This is a genomic window from Photobacterium sp. GB-210, from assembly GCF_003026075.1.
In the GTDB taxonomy this organism is placed as follows: Bacteria; Pseudomonadota; Gammaproteobacteria; order Enterobacterales; family Vibrionaceae; genus Photobacterium.
The window spans coordinates 11,369-30,827 of sequence record NZ_PYNU01000028.1 but is presented as its reverse complement, the minus strand read 5'-3'; the positions used below and the strand labels follow the sequence as shown (position 1 = coordinate 30,827).

14 protein-coding genes are annotated in these 19,459 nt (G+C 43.0%); 4 read left to right on the top strand and 10 right to left on the bottom strand.

Features of this window, described 5'->3' with window-relative positions; translation table 11 throughout:
- Positions 1 to 166: 166 nt before the first annotated feature.
- The 3 genes from rsmC to hemL form a co-directional block, all read right to left on the bottom strand.
- A complete protein-coding gene (rsmC, locus tag C9J38_RS19825) occupies positions 167 to 1,189 on the bottom strand; it encodes a 16S rRNA (guanine(1207)-N(2))-methyltransferase RsmC (RefSeq protein WP_107208594.1) in 1,023 nt (340 codons plus the stop codon).
- A gap of 145 nt (positions 1,190 to 1,334) precedes the next feature.
- Positions 1,335 to 2,420, bottom strand: a complete 1,086-nt coding sequence (locus C9J38_RS19820) for an AI-2E family transporter (protein WP_107208593.1) — start codon at positions 2,418 to 2,420, stop codon at positions 1,335 to 1,337.
- A gap of 347 nt (positions 2,421 to 2,767) precedes the next feature.
- A complete protein-coding gene (gene hemL / locus C9J38_RS19815; protein WP_107208592.1) occupies positions 2,768 to 4,078 on the bottom strand; it encodes a glutamate-1-semialdehyde 2,1-aminomutase in 1,311 nt (436 codons plus the stop codon).
- Positions 4,079 to 4,403: 325 nt separating this feature from the next.
- On the opposite strand from hemL, the gene clcA reads away from it, so the two are divergent.
- Positions 4,404 to 5,807: a H(+)/Cl(-) exchange transporter ClcA gene (gene clcA, locus C9J38_RS19810; protein WP_107208591.1), complete on the top strand. Its 1,404-nt coding sequence runs from the start codon at positions 4,404 to 4,406 to the stop codon at positions 5,805 to 5,807.
- Positions 5,808 to 5,868: 61 nt separating this feature from the next.
- Positions 5,869 to 6,210 (top strand): iron-sulfur cluster insertion protein ErpA, encoded by a 342-nt coding sequence (gene erpA / locus C9J38_RS19805; RefSeq protein ID WP_107208590.1) that lies wholly within the window; start codon positions 5,869 to 5,871, stop codon positions 6,208 to 6,210.
- A 79-nt stretch (positions 6,211 to 6,289) separates the two neighbouring features.
- Here erpA and C9J38_RS19800 read toward each other — a convergent pair whose 3' ends face one another.
- On the bottom strand, positions 6,290 to 7,510 hold the full coding sequence (locus C9J38_RS19800; RefSeq protein WP_233217685.1) for a peptidoglycan DD-metalloendopeptidase family protein: 1,221 nt from the start codon (positions 7,508 to 7,510) through the stop codon (positions 6,290 to 6,292).
- Positions 7,511 to 7,720: 210 nt separating this feature from the next.
- Here C9J38_RS19800 and tyrS point away from each other — a divergent pair, with 210 nt between their 5' ends.
- Together tyrS and C9J38_RS19790 are read left to right on the top strand one after the other, a co-directional pair.
- A complete protein-coding gene (gene tyrS / locus C9J38_RS19795) occupies positions 7,721 to 8,908 on the top strand; it encodes a tyrosine--tRNA ligase (RefSeq protein WP_107208588.1) in 1,188 nt (395 codons plus the stop codon).
- A 212-nt stretch (positions 8,909 to 9,120) separates the two neighbouring features.
- Positions 9,121 to 9,741: a DedA family protein gene (locus C9J38_RS19790; RefSeq protein ID WP_107208587.1), complete on the top strand. Its 621-nt coding sequence runs from the start codon at positions 9,121 to 9,123 to the stop codon at positions 9,739 to 9,741.
- Between the two features lie 53 nt (positions 9,742 to 9,794).
- Here the strand turns inward: C9J38_RS19790 and C9J38_RS19785 are convergent, their stop codons facing one another.
- The 6 genes from C9J38_RS19785 to gltB all read right to left on the bottom strand — a co-directional run bounded on the left by C9J38_RS19785 (position 9,795) and on the right by gltB (position 19,129).
- Positions 9,795 to 10,406 (bottom strand): trimeric intracellular cation channel family protein, encoded by a 612-nt coding sequence (locus tag C9J38_RS19785; protein WP_045083709.1) that lies wholly within the window; start codon positions 10,404 to 10,406, stop codon positions 9,795 to 9,797.
- Between the two features lie 98 nt (positions 10,407 to 10,504).
- Complete coding sequence (btuF, locus tag C9J38_RS19780; protein ID WP_107208586.1) at positions 10,505 to 11,347, bottom strand: vitamin B12 ABC transporter substrate-binding protein BtuF; 843 nt, start codon at positions 11,345 to 11,347, stop codon at positions 10,505 to 10,507.
- Positions 11,347 to 12,303 carry a cobalamin biosynthesis family protein gene (locus tag C9J38_RS19775; protein ID WP_107208585.1) on the bottom strand — a complete coding sequence of 319 codons (957 nt, stop codon included), beginning with the start codon at positions 12,301 to 12,303 and terminating at the stop codon, positions 11,347 to 11,349. The genes btuF and C9J38_RS19775 overlap by 1 nt, the downstream gene beginning before the upstream one ends.
- A 72-nt stretch (positions 12,304 to 12,375) precedes the next feature.
- Complete coding sequence (gene mtnN, locus C9J38_RS19770; RefSeq protein ID WP_105059490.1) at positions 12,376 to 13,074, bottom strand: 5'-methylthioadenosine/S-adenosylhomocysteine nucleosidase; 699 nt, start codon at positions 13,072 to 13,074, stop codon at positions 12,376 to 12,378.
- A 164-nt stretch (positions 13,075 to 13,238) separates the two neighbouring features.
- Complete coding sequence (locus tag C9J38_RS19765) at positions 13,239 to 14,651, bottom strand: FAD-dependent oxidoreductase (protein ID WP_107208584.1); 1,413 nt, start codon at positions 14,649 to 14,651, stop codon at positions 13,239 to 13,241.
- A 14-nt stretch (positions 14,652 to 14,665) separates the two neighbouring features.
- Positions 14,666 to 19,129 (bottom strand): glutamate synthase large subunit, encoded by a 4,464-nt coding sequence (gltB, locus tag C9J38_RS19760; protein ID WP_107208583.1) that lies wholly within the window; start codon positions 19,127 to 19,129, stop codon positions 14,666 to 14,668.
- Positions 19,130 to 19,459: the final 330 nt, after the last annotated feature.

The following is a 19,459-nucleotide window of genomic DNA, read 5'->3' as shown; positions in this document are numbered from 1 at the left end:
TATTAATATAATACTGCTTATACTGACTTATTTGAAGTGATCAAGTACAGCGATAATGAAGCGTGTTGTAAAACACAGAATTAACGGTTTTGACGGAGTTTTGATTATAAAAAAGGGACAACAATGTCCCTCTTTAGATAAATGTTCCGTTAAAATAAATTAACGGTTATTTAGTTGCGGCGTAAATATTAAATTTATTTGTTTTTGCCGTAATGTTGCACTCACCAAGGCTTGCTTCAATTAAAGGCGGATATTGTAAGAAGCTGTTGGCGACAATGACGAGCTGACCGTTATGGCTAAGGTATTGTGGTGCATCATTAATAAATAGCTCAGTTGCAGCATAAAATGTTTTTAACCCAGCATGGAACGGTGGGTTGCTGATCAAGAACTGGTAAGGGCCCGTTAACGCCTTATAGACATCGGTAGCGGTGAACTTACTCGCTTCAAGGTTATTGACCTTAAATGTTTCTTTTGCCGATTCAATGGCTAACGCACTGATATCACACAGCTCTAAATCAATAGTGGGGTATTTAGCTTTCATCACAGCGCCAATCACACCAGCACCACAGCCAAAATCTAATACTTTGCCGTGTAATTTAGGCAGATTGTTAAGCAGTAATTCTGAGCCTTTATCAAACTCACCATGGCTAAATACGCCAGGTAAAGAGCGAACAGTAAGTTGTACGCCAGCAATATCGATAGGATAACTACGGAACCAATCTGATAAATTAAAGGCTTTTGGCGTGTTATCACAACGTCCCCAGTAAAAACTGCAGCGACGTGCCGAATCATATTTGTTCAGTGGGCCATATTCTGCAAAGAGTTTTTCTGCACTGCGAACCCCTGAGCGGTTTTCACCAACGATACAAATTTCAACGCCAGTACCGAACTTATTCAGTAGCATGGTTAACAAGTAATCAGCTTCTGCTTTTGCTTTAGGCCAGTAAAGCAGGATCATATCGATATCTAATGTTTCTGTTAATTCAGCACCGAAGTAACTACTTACATTATTAAAACGTTTGATATCTGAGTAGAAGCCATAGTTTGTGGTAAATACCGATACCGTTTGAGCGGTTTGACATAGCTCTGATGCGAAGGTATCACTTAATTCGCCAGCGATAAGGACTTTACGGTTTTCAAAAAACTCAGATTGACGAGCAACAACCTGGCTCGCGGCGCAATAAGACATGTAACTGGCCTCAATGTAGACATCATAAATTTGGGAGCGAATTGTTCCATAATTATGTGCCGTTGAAAAGAAATCAGCAGTAGAGAGGAAGATTGAATAGAAGAAAAATGCCGCCCTAGAATAGAGGCGGCATTGTAATGATAGGTTAGTGAGAATCTTGTTGTTCTAAGAAGTCTTTAAATTCAACTTCATACATTTTAAATAACACGAGTGTTACACCAAAAATGATGGGACCGTAAATCATACCGATCAAACCAAATAATTGGATACCCCCAATGATTGAGAAGAAGATCAGTAGGGTATTCATGCTTGAACTGCCTTGCATCAGCAATGGACGGACAACGTTATCGATTGAACCTACGACAAGCACTCCCCAGCCCGCTAAGAATAATGCCCACTCCCATTGACCGACTAACAGTAAGTATAGAGATGCAGGTAGCCAGATAAGTGCGGTACCTACGACAGGGATTAATGAAGCAAAAGCCATCATTGAGCCCCAGAACAGCCCTGGGAATCCGCATAGCCACATTGCAAAACCACCGGCTAAGCCTTGCGCGACAGCGGTTAGGAATGATCCAAGTACGGCAGATTTTGCGACTTGTTCAACTTCTTCCATAATTGCATCTTCTTGACTGCGAGACAGTGGGATCACATGGCGGATCGCGGCAATCATCTTGTCGTTATCACGTAGCAGGAAGAATAGGACAAATAGCATCATCATAAAGTTTACTAATATGCTAGTGGCGTCTCCAAGAATACGTGCACTAATGTTGATTGCTTGAGAGCCGACTTGAGATGCTGTGGTTGCAATTTTCTGAATGATGACCTGAGGATCAAAATCATGGAACGGTGAGTATTTATCTATATAGAACAGTACTTTTTGAGCGTAAGGGTGAGCAAATAGTTCTTTCGGACCGCCGGATGTGATCCATTGATAACTTTCTTTAGAAACGGTTGTACCTTGATGAACAATGGATGAAAACACCACAAGCAACGGGATCACAATAATGACGGTAAGCACAAAGCAAGATAACATTGCAGCAGTATTTGCACGGGTTGGCATTAACGCTAATAAACGTTTATGTAGTGGTGCAAAGAGTAATGAAATAATAAAGGCCAGAACAATCGGCCCTAAATAAGGTTCAATGAGTTTGTAACTGGCAAATGCAGCAACAAATAAAGCAATAATAAGGAGCCAATGGCGTGGCTCGATTTTAAATGGCTGTGGCACTGTATGTTTCCTTTAATTAATAAGCGTCTTCATTACTGCTGTTATTGATAAAGATTATCATTATAATCATTGTCGCTATAACTTATCGATTATACTCTTTATCGCGGAGATGGCTTATGGGATGTTGTAATTGTGGCTGTGATGACAAAAAAAAGCGCAGACCACCGATTGCACTAATTATTTTAGTCATCATGGTACTGCTTGCGTTATATTTTTGGCAATAACCTTAGCCTTGAGCGGTGGCTCTAGTTAAATACAATTTCTGTGTTTTAGATACTAAAATAATGTCATAAAAAAAGGTCACTCATTGTGACCTTTTTTATTTTTATTTATTTCAGCTTTCTGAATTATTCAGGGCTGTTTTCATGAGCAAGCGTTGCAAAAGCAAAATCAGCCGCTTCAAGTGTTGCATCAATGATTTGATCTGTGTGTGCTAGTGAGGTGAAGCATGCTTCATATGCAGACGGTGCAAGATATACCCCTTTTTCTAGCATTAAATTAAAGAAACGCTTGAAACGCTCGACATCGCACTTGGTTACATCTTCGTAGCACGTTACAGTTTCTTGCTCAGTAAAGAAGAAGCCAAACATCGCACCTACTTGATTAATTGCCAGTGGAACACCGTGCTTATCTGCTAATGCTTTAAAGCCATCAGCAAGACGTTTAGTAGTATGAGCAAGGCGTTTTTCATTACCGTCTTCAGTTAACACGCTTAAACAGGCATGACCTGCTGCCATTGCAACAGGGTTGCCTGATAGCGTACCCGCTTGGTAGACAGGGCCTGTTGGTGCAACAAATTCCATCACTTCACGACGGCCACCGAATGCGCCGACTGGCATACCGCCGCCGATGATTTTACCTAGTGTTGTAAGGTCTGGTTTAATGTTGTAATAGCCTTGAGCACCACCTTCTGATACGCGGAAGCCTGTCATTACTTCATCTAGAATTAATAGCGCGCCAAATTCATCACAGATGTCGCGTAGCCCTTCAAGGAAGCCAGGTACAGGTGGAATGCAGTTCATGTTACCCGCAACAGGCTCAACGATAATACAAGCAATCTCTTCTGGGTGAGTTGTAAACGCTTCACGTACAGAATCTAGATCGTTATAGGTTGCTGTTAGGGTATGTTTTGCAAAATCTGCAGGTACACCTGGTGAGCTTGGTTGACCTAGGGTTAATGCGCCAGAGCCTGCTTTAACGAGTAGACAATCGGCGTGACCGTGGTAACAACCTTCAAATTTTAAGATCTTATCGCGACCAGTAAACCCGCGTGCCAGACGAATAGCGCTCATGGTTGCTTCAGTACCTGAGCTTACCATGCGTACCATTTCCATCGATGGTACTAGTTTTGATACCAGATCAGCCATGGTGATTTCCATTGCCGTTGGCGCACCAAAACTTAAACCTTGTTGCGCTGCATCGATCACCGCATCACGAATCGCTGCATGGTTATGGCCTAAGATCATTGGACCCCAAGAGCCAACGAAATCGATGTATGCATTACCATCAGCATCAAAAATATAAGCGCCATCGGCACGCTCAATAAAGAGTGGTGTGCCACCAACACCAGCGAACGCTCTCACTGGAGAGTTAACACCACCTGGAATTTTTTGTTTTGCTTTGGCAAATAAATCAGCCGATTTGCTCGTTTTGCTCATTATGAGGTCCTATATAAAATAATCAGGCGTAGATCCAATCCAGATCGTTTTCTGTCCTAGAGATTGTAGGCCAGAGAAGTGTGTAGATTGTTATTAGTCCATTGTACCTAAAAGGATGCAATTTAGGGAGGGCGATTTATGGTGGTTATTTGCGTGTATTGAACAATTGATTACAGCAATACTGCAGTACAAGTCACAGTTGCAAAGCTATTTTTCAACATTAGCAGTATAATAAACGCCCATCTTAGATTACTCTTCTAAAATCAATAGTTTCATTTATCCTCCCTGCATCCTATATGCAATCTTTTGACAATACGGCCGAAAAATGACTGATAAAACGCACGGGATCCACATGCCTCCTCATCTTCAACCTCGCGTTTTTGTAAGGCAACTGCTTACTCGTGATAAAACGCCAGTCTCTGTTCTATTTTTATCAGCTCTTGTCGGCATTTTAGCGGGCTTAGTCGGAACCTTGTTTGAAATTGGTGTCAACTGGGTAACGGATCAGCGTACAGAGTGGTTACGTGATGAAATAACCAGTGTACTTCCTTTGTGGCTCGCAGCATTTATTGTCAGTGCTTTTCTTGCCTTTGTTGGTTATTACCTTGTTAGTCGTTTTGCCCCTGAAGCTGGTGGTTCTGGTATTCCTGAAATTGAAGGTGCGATGGAAGAAATGCGTCCTGTTCGCTGGTGGCGCGTGATCCCAGTTAAATTTTTCGGTGGTTTAGGTGCGTTAGGCTCGGGTATGGTACTGGGTCGTGAAGGTCCTACGGTACAAATGGGCGGTAATATTGGACGAATGATCTCTGATATTTTCCGTTTAAAAGATAAAGAAGGTCGACACTCTTTACTTGCAGCAGGTGCCGCTGGTGGTTTAGCAGCAGCATTTAATGCCCCGATGGCGGGGATCATGTTTGTACTTGAAGAGATGCGTCCGCAGTTTCGTTACAGTTTAATTTCGGTGAAATGCGTAATGATCTCTGCGGTGATGTCAAATATCGTATTTCGTCTTTTACGTGGCCAAGAAGCGGTTATATCTATGCCGCAATATGATGCTCCTGCACTGAAATCATTATGGTTATTCTTAGTGTTAGGGATGCTATTTGGTGGTTTCGGTGTCCTATTTAATCGGATGATTATTTTTGCGTTAGATAGCTTTGTTAAAATTCACCGTAATGAGCGTAAGCGTTACCTTATCACTGGCGCTTTAATTGGTGGCTGCTTCGGTTTACTTCTATTGTATTTCCCAGAATTAACCGGTGGCGGTATTTTCCTTATCCCTCACGCGACTAACGGTGATTACGGCCTCGGTATGTTAATGCTGTTGTTCTTTGCTCGTATTGCAACAACATTACTGTGTTTTGGCTCCGGTGCACCGGGCGGTATTTTTGCCCCAATGTTGGCGTTAGGGACATTGTTTGGCACTTTCTATGGCATGATCACACAAGGTATTTATCCTGATTTAGGCATTGATCCTGGACTATTTGCAATCGCTGGTATGGGGGCGCTTTTTGCTGCAACGGTGCGCGCACCAATTACGGGGATTTTGCTGGTTATTGAAATGACCAACAACTATCACCTTATTTTACCATTGATTGTTACCACTCTCGGTGCGACTATGCTTGCTCAGATGTTAGGCGGACAACCGATTTATTCGCAGTTGCTACACCGAACAATTAAAAAAGAGCGTTTACGCCATGATTCTCCAACAAGTGAGCCTAATACTTGAACAACATAGTCAGGTATTGGATAATCAGCGTAATTAACGGAAGTGTGTGAGAGGTTTTGTAATGAGCGATGCTAATTTGCCGCTAACTTTTTCTGATGTTGCAGCGAATAAAGTAAAAACACTGATCGCTGAAGAAGAAAACCCGAATCTAAAGCTACGTGTTTACATCACTGGTGGTGGTTGTAGTGGCTTTCAATATGGTTTTACTTTTGATGAAAAAGTAAATGATGGTGATATGACCATTGAAAATGGCGGTGTAACGCTAGTGGTTGATCCTATGAGTCTCCAGTACCTAATGGGTGGTACAGTTGACTACACTGAAGGTCTAGAAGGTTCGCGTTTCTTTGTTAACAACCCAAATGCAACAACGACTTGTGGTTGTGGCGCATCATTTAGTGTTTAAAATGTTAACTCGATAATCATTGAGTTAAATAAAAGCCGACAAATATTGATTGTCGGCTTTTTTGTATATAAACAATGGCTTAGTTTAATAATATGTCATTATTAACGACCAGTTTGCCCAATTGCTGAATATGATCAAGTTGTTGTTTAGCTTGCTTTTTAAACGTTACTTGCTCGTTGCCTGATAATGAATTGGCTTGCGGTAAATCTACCGTACGAGGGTTTTTATGCTGACCATTAACCAAGAATTCATAGTGTAGGTGAGGGCCTGTGACGCGACCAGTACCGCCTAAAGTACCGACAGTATCTCCCTGTTTTACTCGTTGCCCTTTTTTGACCATACGCTTAGTTAAATGCAGGTATTTGGTGACATATTTAGCGCTATGTTTGATAAAAACGTAGTTACCATTGTATTTGTTATACGCTGATTCTAATACAACCCCATCACCTGCCGCCCAAATAGGTGTGCCAACAGGAGCAACATAATCAGTGCCTCGGTGCGGCTTTACTTTTCCTGTAACGGGGTGGAGACGACGCGGATTAAAATTTGAACTTACATAGCGGAAGTTTACAGGAGAGCGCAAGAATGCTTTACGCATGGCTAGCCCGTCTTTATCGTAATATTTACCGTCGTTATTGCGAACTGCGGTAAAAGTTTGCCCCATATTGGTAAAGGTTGCAGCTAAAATCTCACCGCGATCGACTGGATAACCATCTAAATAGTGCTGTTCAAATAACACTTCAAATTTATCACCCGCTCTAATATCGAGAGCAAAATCAATATCCCAACCAAATAGCGCGGCAATTTCCATGATCTGATTGGCCGTTAATCCTGCTTTATCTGCGGCACTCCAAAAACTGGTTTTAATGGTGGCATGAGAGAAATTGATATGCGTTTCAATTTCCTTTTTATCCATCTCACTGCTAAAGGTGCTGCCATCGTGGCGCACAATCAAGGTTTCTAAATGATTACGAGGTTGGCGAAGCTCAACTAATTTTCCTTCTTTATTAAAGCCAAATTGAAGGATATTACCTGGACGAAGTCTTTCCAATTGTTTGGTATTGGCATCGGTATTGATAAGGGAATGTAGTATTTTTCCATCTAAGCCGATGTTATCAAAAGCGATAGCTAAACTTTCACCACTTTCAATAACGTGCTTTTTCCATATAAGCTCATCTGTTTTATCTTTACCTGAAAGAGGTGTCGCTGAAGCGGTTGCAATATCAATAGGGTAAGGTTTGCCAATTTTAAATTTACGCTCAACATGAGAAGCGGTTTCTTGCTGGGAACTCGGTATCATTGCAAGCCCCAGCATAGCTATGCTGATCAATATGATAAAAAAGAGGTTCTTCCGTGGAAATCGAGGTGATGAAGTTCCTTTCATACTAAATTTTTCACATATATTCCGAAAAAATAAACGGCCTTCAGTCTAACTGGTTTCAAAAAAGCCTGCTATTCAAGTAAGATAGTCGGCTTATTATTTTTGCCAATTTTGTGGGAGCGAACAAGAATGGCCAGCATTGAACAAGCACTTATTGAGATAAAACGTGGGGTTGAAGAACTTATCCCAGAAGCAGAGCTAATAGCAAAGCTAAAAGAAAACCGTCCATTACGTATAAAATTAGGTGCCGATCCTACGGCACCAGACATCCATCTTGGACACACGGTTATTCTTAATAAGTTGCGTACTTTTCAGGAATTAGGCCATGAAGTCACTTTCTTGATTGGTGATTTTACTGGTATGGTCGGCGATCCTACCGGTAAGAACACGACACGTCCGCCATTAACGCGTGAAGATGTATTACGCAATGCGGAAACATATAAAGAGCAGGTATTTAAGATCCTTGATCCTGCCAAAACCACGATTGCGTTTAACTCGACATGGTTATCAGAGTTAGGTGCAGAAGGAATGATCCGTTTAGCGTCTAATCAAACCGTTGCTCGTATGCTAGAGCGTGACGATTTTAAAAAGCGTTACGGCGAGAATCGTCCAATCGCGATCCATGAATTTATGTATCCATTACTTCAAGGTTACGATTCAGTCGCAATGGAAACAGATGTAGAACTAGGCGGTACTGATCAGAAGTTCAACTTGCTAATGGGTCGTGAGTTACAAAAATCGCACGGTCAAAAACCACAGGTTGTACTGACGATGCCATTGCTGGTGGGTTTAGATGGCGTGAAGAAAATGTCTAAATCTGCGCACAACTACATTGGTGTTGCCGATGCGCCAAGCGATATGTTTGGTAAGATCATGTCTATTTCTGACGATCTGATGTGGAGCTACTTTGAATTGCTTTCATTCCGTCCAATGGATGAAATTGCTCAGTTTAAAGCCGATGTTGATGCCGGTAAAAACCCACGTGATGTGAAGTTCTTACTAGCAAAAGAGATCATTGCACGTTTCCATTCAGAAGAAGCGGCAGAAGCGGCATTGCAAGAATTCATCAGTCGTTTCCAAAAAGGTAACCTACCTGATGAAATGCCTGAGTTTGAATTCGAAGCCGGTCTTCCTATTGCGAATTTATTAAAAGAAGCAGCACTGGTTAACTCAACGTCTGATGCAATGCGTATGATCCGTCAAGGCGCTGTGAAGCAAGATGGTGAGAAAGTAGAAGACACGAAACTGGTACTGGCTGCTGGCAATTATGTTTTCCAAGTCGGTAAACGTAAATTTGCTCGTGTGATGATTAAATAATCACATTGCTCTCGCAGCGTTATTCAAATATGAAAGGATGCATTTGCGTCCTTTTTTTATATCTGTCAAATAGTCTTAATTAATAATAACTTGGCTTTAAATCTTAATGTTTAATGGTTTATGAAAGCTTACTTTCTAGCTTTGATCATTATGCCGACGACGAGAGACAAGCTACTATAAAAGATTACTCTTCATTTTTATATCGACTGGCTATGGAATCGATTCAACATATTATTACTGATCTCACCCCGCTGCTGCAGCAATACGGGTACTATATTTTAGCATTGGCAATTGCTGTTGAAGGTATGGGGATCCCAGCGCCTGGTCAGTCGTTATTGATCGTCGCGAGTTTATTGGCATCTTCAGGTAAAATGTCGTTACCTATGGTGCTATCTGTTGCTTGGGCAAGTAGCTTTATTGGTAACAGTATTGGCTACTTTATTGGACGCCAATTTGGTCATATCTTAACGAAGAAAGAATGGATTAAACCGCGAACGCTGACCAAGTTACATCAGTTTATTGACCGCTATGGCATGCTAGGGCTTGTGATCAGTCGTTTTGTTGAAGGCATTAAACAGTTCATGTGCATTGGCTGTGGTATTGCGCAAATGCCAGTGCAACTTTTCTTATTAGGTAACTTCTTAGCGGTCACGATCTGGCTATTGGTATTTGGCGTGGCTCCTGCTTATTTACATGACGAATTAGGGCCTATTTTAGCCTTCTATCATAAATATCAGATGCAATGTTGGTCTGTCGTCGTTGTACTTGCTTGTATACTTGGATGGTGGCTTATCCGTCGATTCAAACGCCGTAAAACCTCGATTGAAGAGTAAGATAACCTTGTTTGTTTCGGATTAAAAAACCGCCAGTGTTGGCGGTTTTTTTGTTAATTACGCAGTGCAAAAATAGGCAGAGACAGATTCCACTTAATGGCTGCGAGTCTTATGGTGAGTGTGGTAAAGATACCGATCACTGCAGCAACAGAAGGCAGTACACCTAAAGATAAGCCTATGGTGTGTACCATACCGCCTAGAATACAGGCTGTTGCATAAACCTCTGTACGTAATACCATTGGGATCTCACGTCCTAGTACATCTCGGATCACGCCGCCACCACAGCCTGTTATCACACCCATGATCACAGCGACCATTGGCGATGCGCCATAACGTAATGATTTTTCGACACCGATAGCCACAAAGACTGCTAATCCAATCGCATCAGCGACAGGAAGAAAATACCATGGCATCCGTTTAGGGCGTTGAGTTGCGAGCATCGTGATAATACAGGTAATAAAAATCACCCATAAGTAATTGGTATCTTTGATCCAAAACACAGGGGTAGCACCTAATGCCATATCACGAATAGTGCCGCCACCAATAGCTGTTACGCTAGCTAGCACGACAACGCCAAAAGGATCCATGCGTAATCGTCCTGCCATGAGTACTCCCGAGGCTGCAAAGATTGCAGTACCAAACATATCGAGAATATAGATGAGCATGTTTATCCCTATTTAATAGAAAAGGGGGAAAGTAGGCAGGCGATTGTACTGCCTAAATGGCTAGGTACAACTATAAAATCCATCTTTAGTGAGGTTATTCACAGCAAAGGTGAGGCTTTTCTTTCATTATCCAGTAGTTGACACACTTGCTTTACGGCTTTAAGAGTGCGAAGCGTGGGGCGGTTTAACCAATCGCTATTGAGTTGATAAAGCTGATGATTATCAACTGCAGGCAGTTTTCCTTGCCACTTTAACCATGGGCTATTTTCTTTTGACGTTGCATGACGAGAACCGAAAATGACGCTAGGTTGGCGAACAACAACTTGCTCTTGATTGACTTGTGGGTATGCCGCGGTGCTGGTGGCAAAAATATTTTCTCCACCGCAAATATCAAAGACAGGACTCGGCCAGTTGCCATCTGAAATCGTCAACATAGGGCTATCACTTAATTGATAAAAGTAACGTACAGGAGACTTGTTCTGATAACGTGCTTTAATTTTGGCGAGTTGTGTTCTAAATGTTGTAGCTGCAGTAATCGATTGACTTGGATCATCAGCAAATTTACCCAGTTTGATAATCGTATCTGCAATATCGGTTAATTGCGTTGGATTTGAATAAAAGATCTTAATCCCAAGTTGTTGTAAGCGAGCCATTTCACGACTAGGGTTCCCTCCTTTCCACGCCAAAATTAAATCAGGCTTTAAAGTAAGAATTCGTTCCATTTTAATGCCGCGATAATTTGCAACACGTTCTAATTTTTTCGCCTGATCTGGGTAGTCACTGTAATCACTGGCGGCAATCAGTTTATCCCCCAAGCCCGCACTGTAAGCCAGCTCTGTCATGTGTGGCGATAAGCTAATAATGCGTTGAACAGACTGTGATTGTTCTGCAAAGGCTGAGGTGAATGGGAATAGAACCGCAATGAGAAGTAGGAAGCGCATTAAGCTAGTCCGTGAAAAATGATCAGTAAGCCGCTTTCGATAATGATCCAACACCATAAACGACTTGTCATTAATTGCTGAATTTGTGCAAGGTGTAACGATGCGGGGGCAATTTTCCCTCCGATACGCGGTCGTTCCATTTTCACTTGGTTGTACATCGCGGGGCCGCCAAGGGATAAAGACAGTTTATGTCCGGTTGCGGCTAATAACCAACCCGGCCCTGGTAGCTGCCAATTTTCACCTTGCTGCATTAAACCATGAAAAGCATTTTTGGCATTTTGGCCAAGGGTAATTAATAGAGCAAACAGGCGAAGCGGCACAATATCTAAAATAAGTGCGATGCGAACCGCGGGTAAACCAAAAAAGCGGAACTGTTCACGGCTTGGTGACCAAGATCGCGCAAGGCTAATGGCTAAACGATACATAATTGCCGCAATACCACCACCAATGGCATACCAGAATAAGACGCCAATGACATTACGGCCGTAACCAAGTAATAGGGTTTCAGCACCCGCTTTACCTAGTCCAAGTAATGATAAATTTTCAGTATTACGATTAACGTGATCGGCTAATAACTCACGGCATCTGCCTTTGTGTTCAAGGTTATAGGCTTGGTTAAATTGTTTGCCTAATTTAGCCGATGTTTGCCAGTCTATTGCCATCCACAACAGGGTCATTTGGAAAATCGTTTGATACCAAACCAGTTGGCTAAAAGCGAACAATAAGATCAGTACCGTGCCTGACATTAAAAACCAAGCAAGTGAGCCTGCGAGAATACGTTGAGAGGGATTTTCTTTCGGGTGATTAACACGCTCTGCAATGAGCAGTGCGAGACGTTGCCAAATAACAATGGGGTGAAGTGGGTAGGGAATGGGTAAAACCCAATGCAATAATAACGCTCCCCACAAAGCGAGTAGGGAGCTATTAGTTGTGAGTAACGCAACAAGTGATTCCATCATCCGTGACAGCTATTCTCGTTTTAGGCTAGATGCTAAGCAAGGCCACTTAAATTAGTTACTACAATGAGGTTACTTAAGTAACTCAACCATTTTCTCAACCATGATTGATGAGCTTTTTGCTGCAAGAGGCAGGAACTCATCAAAGCTCATTGGCGATTCTTTATCTGCAACATCAGAAATGGCACGAACCACAACAAATGGTACTTTGAATTGGTGACAAGCTTGAGCAATAGCCGCAGCTTCCATTTCAACTGCAACTACTGATGGGAAGTGAGTGCGAATGAAGTTTTGTTTTTCAGCACTACATACAAATGCATCGCCAGTACAGATCAGTCCGCGAACAGCGTGTGGCTTTTCAGGTAAAGCTGATAGTGCTTGCTCTGCTACATCCATCAGTTTTTCGTCAGATAGGAAAGCGGCCGGCTGCTGTGCCATTTGACCGATCTCATAACCAAATGCTGTCACGTCTGCGTCGTGGTAGCGAACTTCCGTTGAGATCACAACATCACCAACGTTAAGGCTTGATTCAAAACCGCCAGCAGAGCCTGTATTGATCACAACATCAGGTTGGAACGTTTCAAGTAATACGGCTGTGCCTACTGCTGCTGCAACTTTACCAATACCTGATTGTAACAAGACAACATCAGCACCATTTAGCGTACCAGTGTAGAGAGTACAACCTGCTTTGTTGTGTGTTTCGCAGTTTTCTAGTTGTGCTTTTAGGATCGCAACTTCTTGCTCCATTGCGCCAATAATGCCGATTTTCATTGATTCGTTCTCTTGTTGTTCAAGCGGTGCACCGAGGGTGCTGTTGTGTTGATTAGTGTACCATGAGCGATAGAATTTATACCAAAAGTTATCGAGCGCTAATTTTTGAACAATAAAAAAAGCGGAAGGTTGCCCATCCGCTTTAGTTTGTTTAATTAACGTATTTAGACGTTGAGATAATCCAGTATGCCATCAGCGGCTTTACGGCCTTCATCAATGGCGGTTACCACTAAATCTGAACCACGAACCGCATCACCACCGGCAAAGATTTTCGGGTTTGTGGTTTGATAGGCAAAGTGTGCATCGAATGAGGTTTTGATCCGTCCCCATTGATCCAGTTCAACATCATATGGTGTCAGCCATGGCATCGCGTGAGGTTGGAAACCAAACGCCATGATCACAGCATCTGCACCTAATACGTGCTCACTACCTGCGACAGGCTCAGGGCGACGGCGTCCAGCGCTATCTGGCTCACCTAGCGCTGTTTTCACAACTTTAACGCCAGTTACTTTGCCTGAATTATCCACTTCAATACCTAATGGCTGAAGGTTAAACATAAAGTTTACGCCTTCCTCGCGGGCATTTTTCACCTCACGTTTTGAACCCGGCATATTGGCTTCATCACGACGATAAGCACATACCACATCTTTTGCACCTTGGCGGATTGATGTACGCACACAGTCCATCGCGGTATCACCACCACCGAGTACGACCACGCGTTGATCTTTCATATCTAAGAATGTCGATGGACTTTCTAGTTCCATTACCTTGTAGGTATTAGAAATCAAAAATGGCAATGCGTCATATACGCCTGTTGCTTCTTCATTTTCCAATCCTGCACGCATGTTTTTATACGTGCCGACACCTAAGAACACCGCATCGTAGTCAGCCAGTAGCGATTCCATCGTGACGTCTTTACCGATTTCAGTATTGAGCTGAAACTCAACCCCCATTTCAGTAAAGATTTTACGACGGTTAACCATTACATCTTTTTCAAGCTTGAATGATGGGATACCAAAGGTCAGCAAGCCACCAATTTCAGGGTAGCGGTCAAATACCACGGGTTTTACGCCGTTACGAACAAGAATATCAGCACAAGATAATCCGGCAGGGCCTGCACCGATGATCGCAACTTTTTTATCTGTCCACTCGACTCCTGACATGTCAGGTTTCCAGCCCATTTCAAAGGCTTTATCGGTAATGTATTTTTCAACATTACCAATTGTCACCGCACCAAAGTCTTCGTTTAAGGTACAAGAGCCTTCACATAGTCTGTCTTGAGGACAAACACGGCCACATACTTCCGGTAAGGTATTCGTCTGGTGAGATAGCTCAACGGCTTCAATAATACGTCCCTCATTAGCCAGTTTTAGCCATTGAGGAATGTAGTTATGAACAGGACATTTCCATTCACAATAAGGGTTACCACAATCTAAACAACGATCCGCCTGCGCACCTGCCTGCTGTTTGGTAAACGGTTCGTAGATTTCAACGAACTCGATTTTACGTACATTTAGCGGTTTCTTTGGTGGGTCGATACGTTCGACGTCAATAAATTGGTAAACATTCTGGCTCATTCGGTTTCCCTCCCTTATTGCGCCTGAAGACGTAGTTCAGAAGCTGAACGACTTTGGTGACCCAGCAGGGTATTAATGTCTGCTGACTTAGGCTTCGCAAGATAGAATTTCGGGATCCATTGATCAAAGTTCGCCAAAATTTCTTGTGCTCGACTTGAACCTGTTTCTTGTAAGTGACGGTCGATTAAACCACGTAAATGTTCTTGGTGGATCTGTAGCTCGTCAAGAGGTAATGCTTCAACTAGCTCTGGATTCACGCGTCCTGCGAAATCGCCATCTTCATCAAGAATATAAGCAAAACCGCCCGTCATACCTGCGCCAAAGTTAACGCCTGTTTTACCTAAAATAGCTACGATACCGCCAGTCATATATTCACATGCGTTATCACCAGCACCTTCTACAACGGTAATGGTGCCAGAGTTACGCACAGCAAAACGCTCACCCGCTTTACCTGCAGCAAATAACTTACCGCCCGTTGCGCCATACAAACAAGTATTACCAATGATGGTCGCTTCACTTGATTTAAATGCAGAACCTTGTGGTGGACGAATAGTAATAATACCGCCCGTCATGCCTTTACCCACATAGTCGTTTGCATCACCTGTTAATTTCAGGTTTAGACCGCCTGCATTCCACACCCCGAAAGACTGACCCGCAGTACCGGTTAAGTGCAGTGTTACTGGACTTGCTGACATACCTTGGTTGCCATAACGCTGGGCGATTTCACCAGATAGACGTGCGCCAATAGAGCGGTCGGTGTTACAGATATCAAAGTAGAAATCACCACCGCTACGACTTTCAATCGCAGGTAAGATTTGATCGACTAAAGTCTGGCTTAGCTCTGCGTTATCAAATGGTGTGTTAGGCTCGCTGCAGTAGAGTGTTTTACCTTCTTTTGGTGTTGGAGCAACCAAAATTGGGCTTAAATCAAGCTTGGCTTGTTTTGCTGTAAAGCCTTCCAATGTTTCAAGAAGATCGGTACGACCAATTAGGTCTGTGAGCTTTTCTACGCCTAATTGCGCTAATAGTTCACGTACTTCTTGGCCAACACCGATGAAGTAATTCATAACTTGTTCAGGCAAGCCTTTAAAGAAGTCACGACGCAGTTTTTCATCTTGGGTAGCGACACCTGTCGCACAGTTATTAAGGTGACAAATACGCAGGTATTTACAACCTAGAGCAACCATTGGTGCGGTACCAAAACCGAAGCTTTCCGCACCTAAAATGGCTGCTTTTACAACATCAAGGCCGGTTTTCAAACCACCATCGACTTGCAGACGGATTTTGTGACGTAAGCCATTACTCACAAGTGCTTGCTGAGTTTCAGCAAGACCAAGCTCCCATGGGCTACCGGCATATTTCACCGATGTTAGTGGACTTGCACCGGTCCCGCCGTCATAACCTGAAATGGTGATCAAATCAGCATAGGCTTTAGCCACACCCGTTGCGATGGTGCCAACCCCAGGCTCAGATACCAGTTTGACCGATACCATGGCACTTGGGTTAACTTGTTTTAAATCGAAGATCAGCTGAGCTAAATCTTCAATCGAATAAATATCATGGTGAGGTGGTGGTGAGATCAGGGTAACACCCGGTACCGCATAACGCAGTTTCGCGATTTCGGTTGTCACTTTATGGCCGGGTAGTTGACCACCTTCCCCAGGTTTCGCTCCTTGTGCTACTTTGATCTGAATAACATCCGCATTCACAAGGTAGTGTGGAGTCACGCCAAATCGACCTGAAGCCACCTGTTTAATCCGTGAGTTACGTTCGTTACCAAAACGACGAGGATCTTCACCGCCTTCACCGGAGTTTGAACAACCGCCTAAACGGTTCATTGCGATAGCTAATGCTTCGTGCGCTTCTGGGCTTAATGCACCAATCGACATTGCGGCTGAGTCAAAACGCTTATAAAGCTCAGTCGCAGCTTCAACCTGTTCAACCGGAATCGATGTTGTGCCATCTTTTAGCTTAAACAAGTCACGAATAGCAGCGACAGGGCGCTCATTCACTTCTTTAGCAAAGGCTAAGTAATCTTGATAATCGCCTGATTTCACCGCTTTTTGTAGTGTGCCGACAACATCAGGGTTATAAGCATGGAATTCACCACCGTGAACGTATTTCAGTAAACCTCCATGTTCAATCGGTTTACGTTTCAACCATGCTTTACGCGATAAGTTAAAGAGATCTTGTTGGAAGTCACTAAAGTCAGCGCCTGCAATACGGCTCGAAACACCTTTAAAGCAAAGCTCAACGACTTCATCACTTAAACCGACAGCTTCAAATAGCATTGAGCAGCGGTATGAAGCAATGGTCGAGATCCCCATCTTCGACATGATCTTAAATAGACCTTTATTCATGCCGTTTTGGTAATTACTCATCACTTCACGGTAAGACTTATTAATTGCCCCCGCATCGATCAACTTACCTAGTGATTCATAAGCAAGGTAAGGGTAGATAGCGGTAGCACCAAAGCCGAGAAGGACGGCAAATTGGTGAGGATCGCGAGCGGTTGCTGTTTCAACCACGATGTTAGTGTCACAACGTAGGTTATTATCAACCAAACGTTTTTGCACCGCACCCACAGCCATTGCAGCAGGAATTGGCAATTTATCTTTATTGATCCCGCGATCTGATAAAACAACCAGTACAGCACCATCTTTTACGACACGTTCAGCTTCATCGCATAGATCTATTAGTGCTTGTTTGAGATCTTTTTCATTTGGATTGTAGTTAATATCAATAATGCTGTTGGCATAATATTGATCATCTAACTCAAGTAATTGAACAAGATCAGAATACACTAACACTGGCGATCCAAACGCCACACGTTGTGCATGGCTATCGGTTTCACAGAACACGTTAATTTCGCGACCAATACAGGTAGCGAGTGACATGACATGCTTTTCACGCAGTGGATCGATAGGTGGGTTAGTGACCTGTGCAAACATTTGACGGAAGTAATCGGTGATCGGTCGTTCTTTTGATGACAATACCGCCATTGGCGCATCATCACCCATCGAGCCAGTGGCTTCTTGGCCATTTTCACCTACAACACGCAGTACCTGATCTAACTCTTCACTGCTTACCCCAAATTGCTTGTGATAAACCGACAGTTCGTCATCAGTGAGCGAGCGGCAACCTACTTGCTCATCCCCTAATTGTTCAAAGGGGGTTAAGCGTTTAACGTGACTATCCATCCATGCTTTATAAGGATGACGTCCCATTAGCTCGTTATCGATATCTGATGAATGCCAAATTTTGCCAAACTTTGTATCAATAACTAATAATTCACCGGGACCAACACGCCCTTTTTCAGCGACCTCATCTGGGGTGTAATCCCAAATGCCGACTTCAGACGCTAGGGTGATCAATTTATCTTTGGTGATCACATAACGGGCTGGACGAAGGCCGTTTCGGTCAAGGTTACAAGCTGCATAACGTCCATCAGACATTACGATTCCAGCAGGGCCATCCCATGGTTCCATGTGCATCGAGTTAAAATCGTAAAAAGCACGCAGTGCTGGATCCATATCAGGGTGGTTTTGCCAAGCCGGTGGAACAAGCATGCGCATGGCACGGAATAGATCCATACCACCTGATAAAAATAGCTCTAGCATGTTATCAAGGCTAGAGGAATCAGAGCCTGTTTCGTTAACAAATGGTGCAGCTGTTTTTAAATCTGGCAGCAATGGGGAGCTAAATTTATAGCCTCGTGCTCGTGCCCATTGGCGGTTACCTGTGATGGTATTGATTTCACCATTATGGGCTAGATAGCGGAAAGGCTGAGCCAGCGGCCAGCGTGGCTGAGTATTGGTTGAGAAACGCTGGTGGAATAGACAAATCGACGATTCTAATCGAATGTCACCTAAATCTAAGTAGAATTTAGGTAGATCCGATGGCATGAATAAACCTTTGTAGACAATCACTTGAGTTGAAAGGCTACAAATGTAGAAATCACTATCTTCGGTAATACGCTTTTCAATGCGACGACGAGCAATGTAGAGGCGGCGATCAATATCGCGAGGCTTCCAACCTGCAGGGGCATTGATAAAGACTTGCTCAATATTAGGTAGGGATTCTTGAGCAATAGGCCCGAGAACGGCAGGATTTACAGGCACTTCACGCCAACCTACTACCGATAATGTTTCTGTTGCCAGCTCTTCATTAATAATAGTTCGAGCTTGCTCGGCAAGTACCGGATCTTGGCTTAAGAAAATTTGTCCTACGGCAAATTCACGGGATAGGTTCCAGCCTTTTTCATCAGCAATAATACGGTAGAAATTATCTGGTTTTTTAATCAATAGACCACAGCCATCACCTGTTTTACCGTCAGCGGCGATACCACCACGGTGAGTCATGCGATCTAGTGCGGATATAGCGGTACGAACAAGTTTGTGGCTGGTTTGGCCTTCGATATGGGCAATCAGACCAAACCCACAGTTATCTTTTTCCAGTGATGGGTTATACAGTGACATTGCAACTCTCCCTTGCACCTGTTTGTCATAAACAGGTTTACTGCATCAATATGATAATCATCCTGATCATCAGTATGCTTCCTGCGATTCATCAAAGTACCCATAATTTACAAAAAGGTCAAATAGACATAACAACTAGCGCTAAATATTATGATGTATCTTAAAATAGTAATAACATCTTAAAGTTCAATTAAATATAGTGAGTAGCAAGTGTTTATCCTGATTGGAAGGGCGTAATTAAAGTCTTAATATTAATAATTAAGTATAGGTTTTTAGGGATGTGTGGGGAAATGTTGAGGCTAACATTGAATATTGAGAGTTATAACAGTA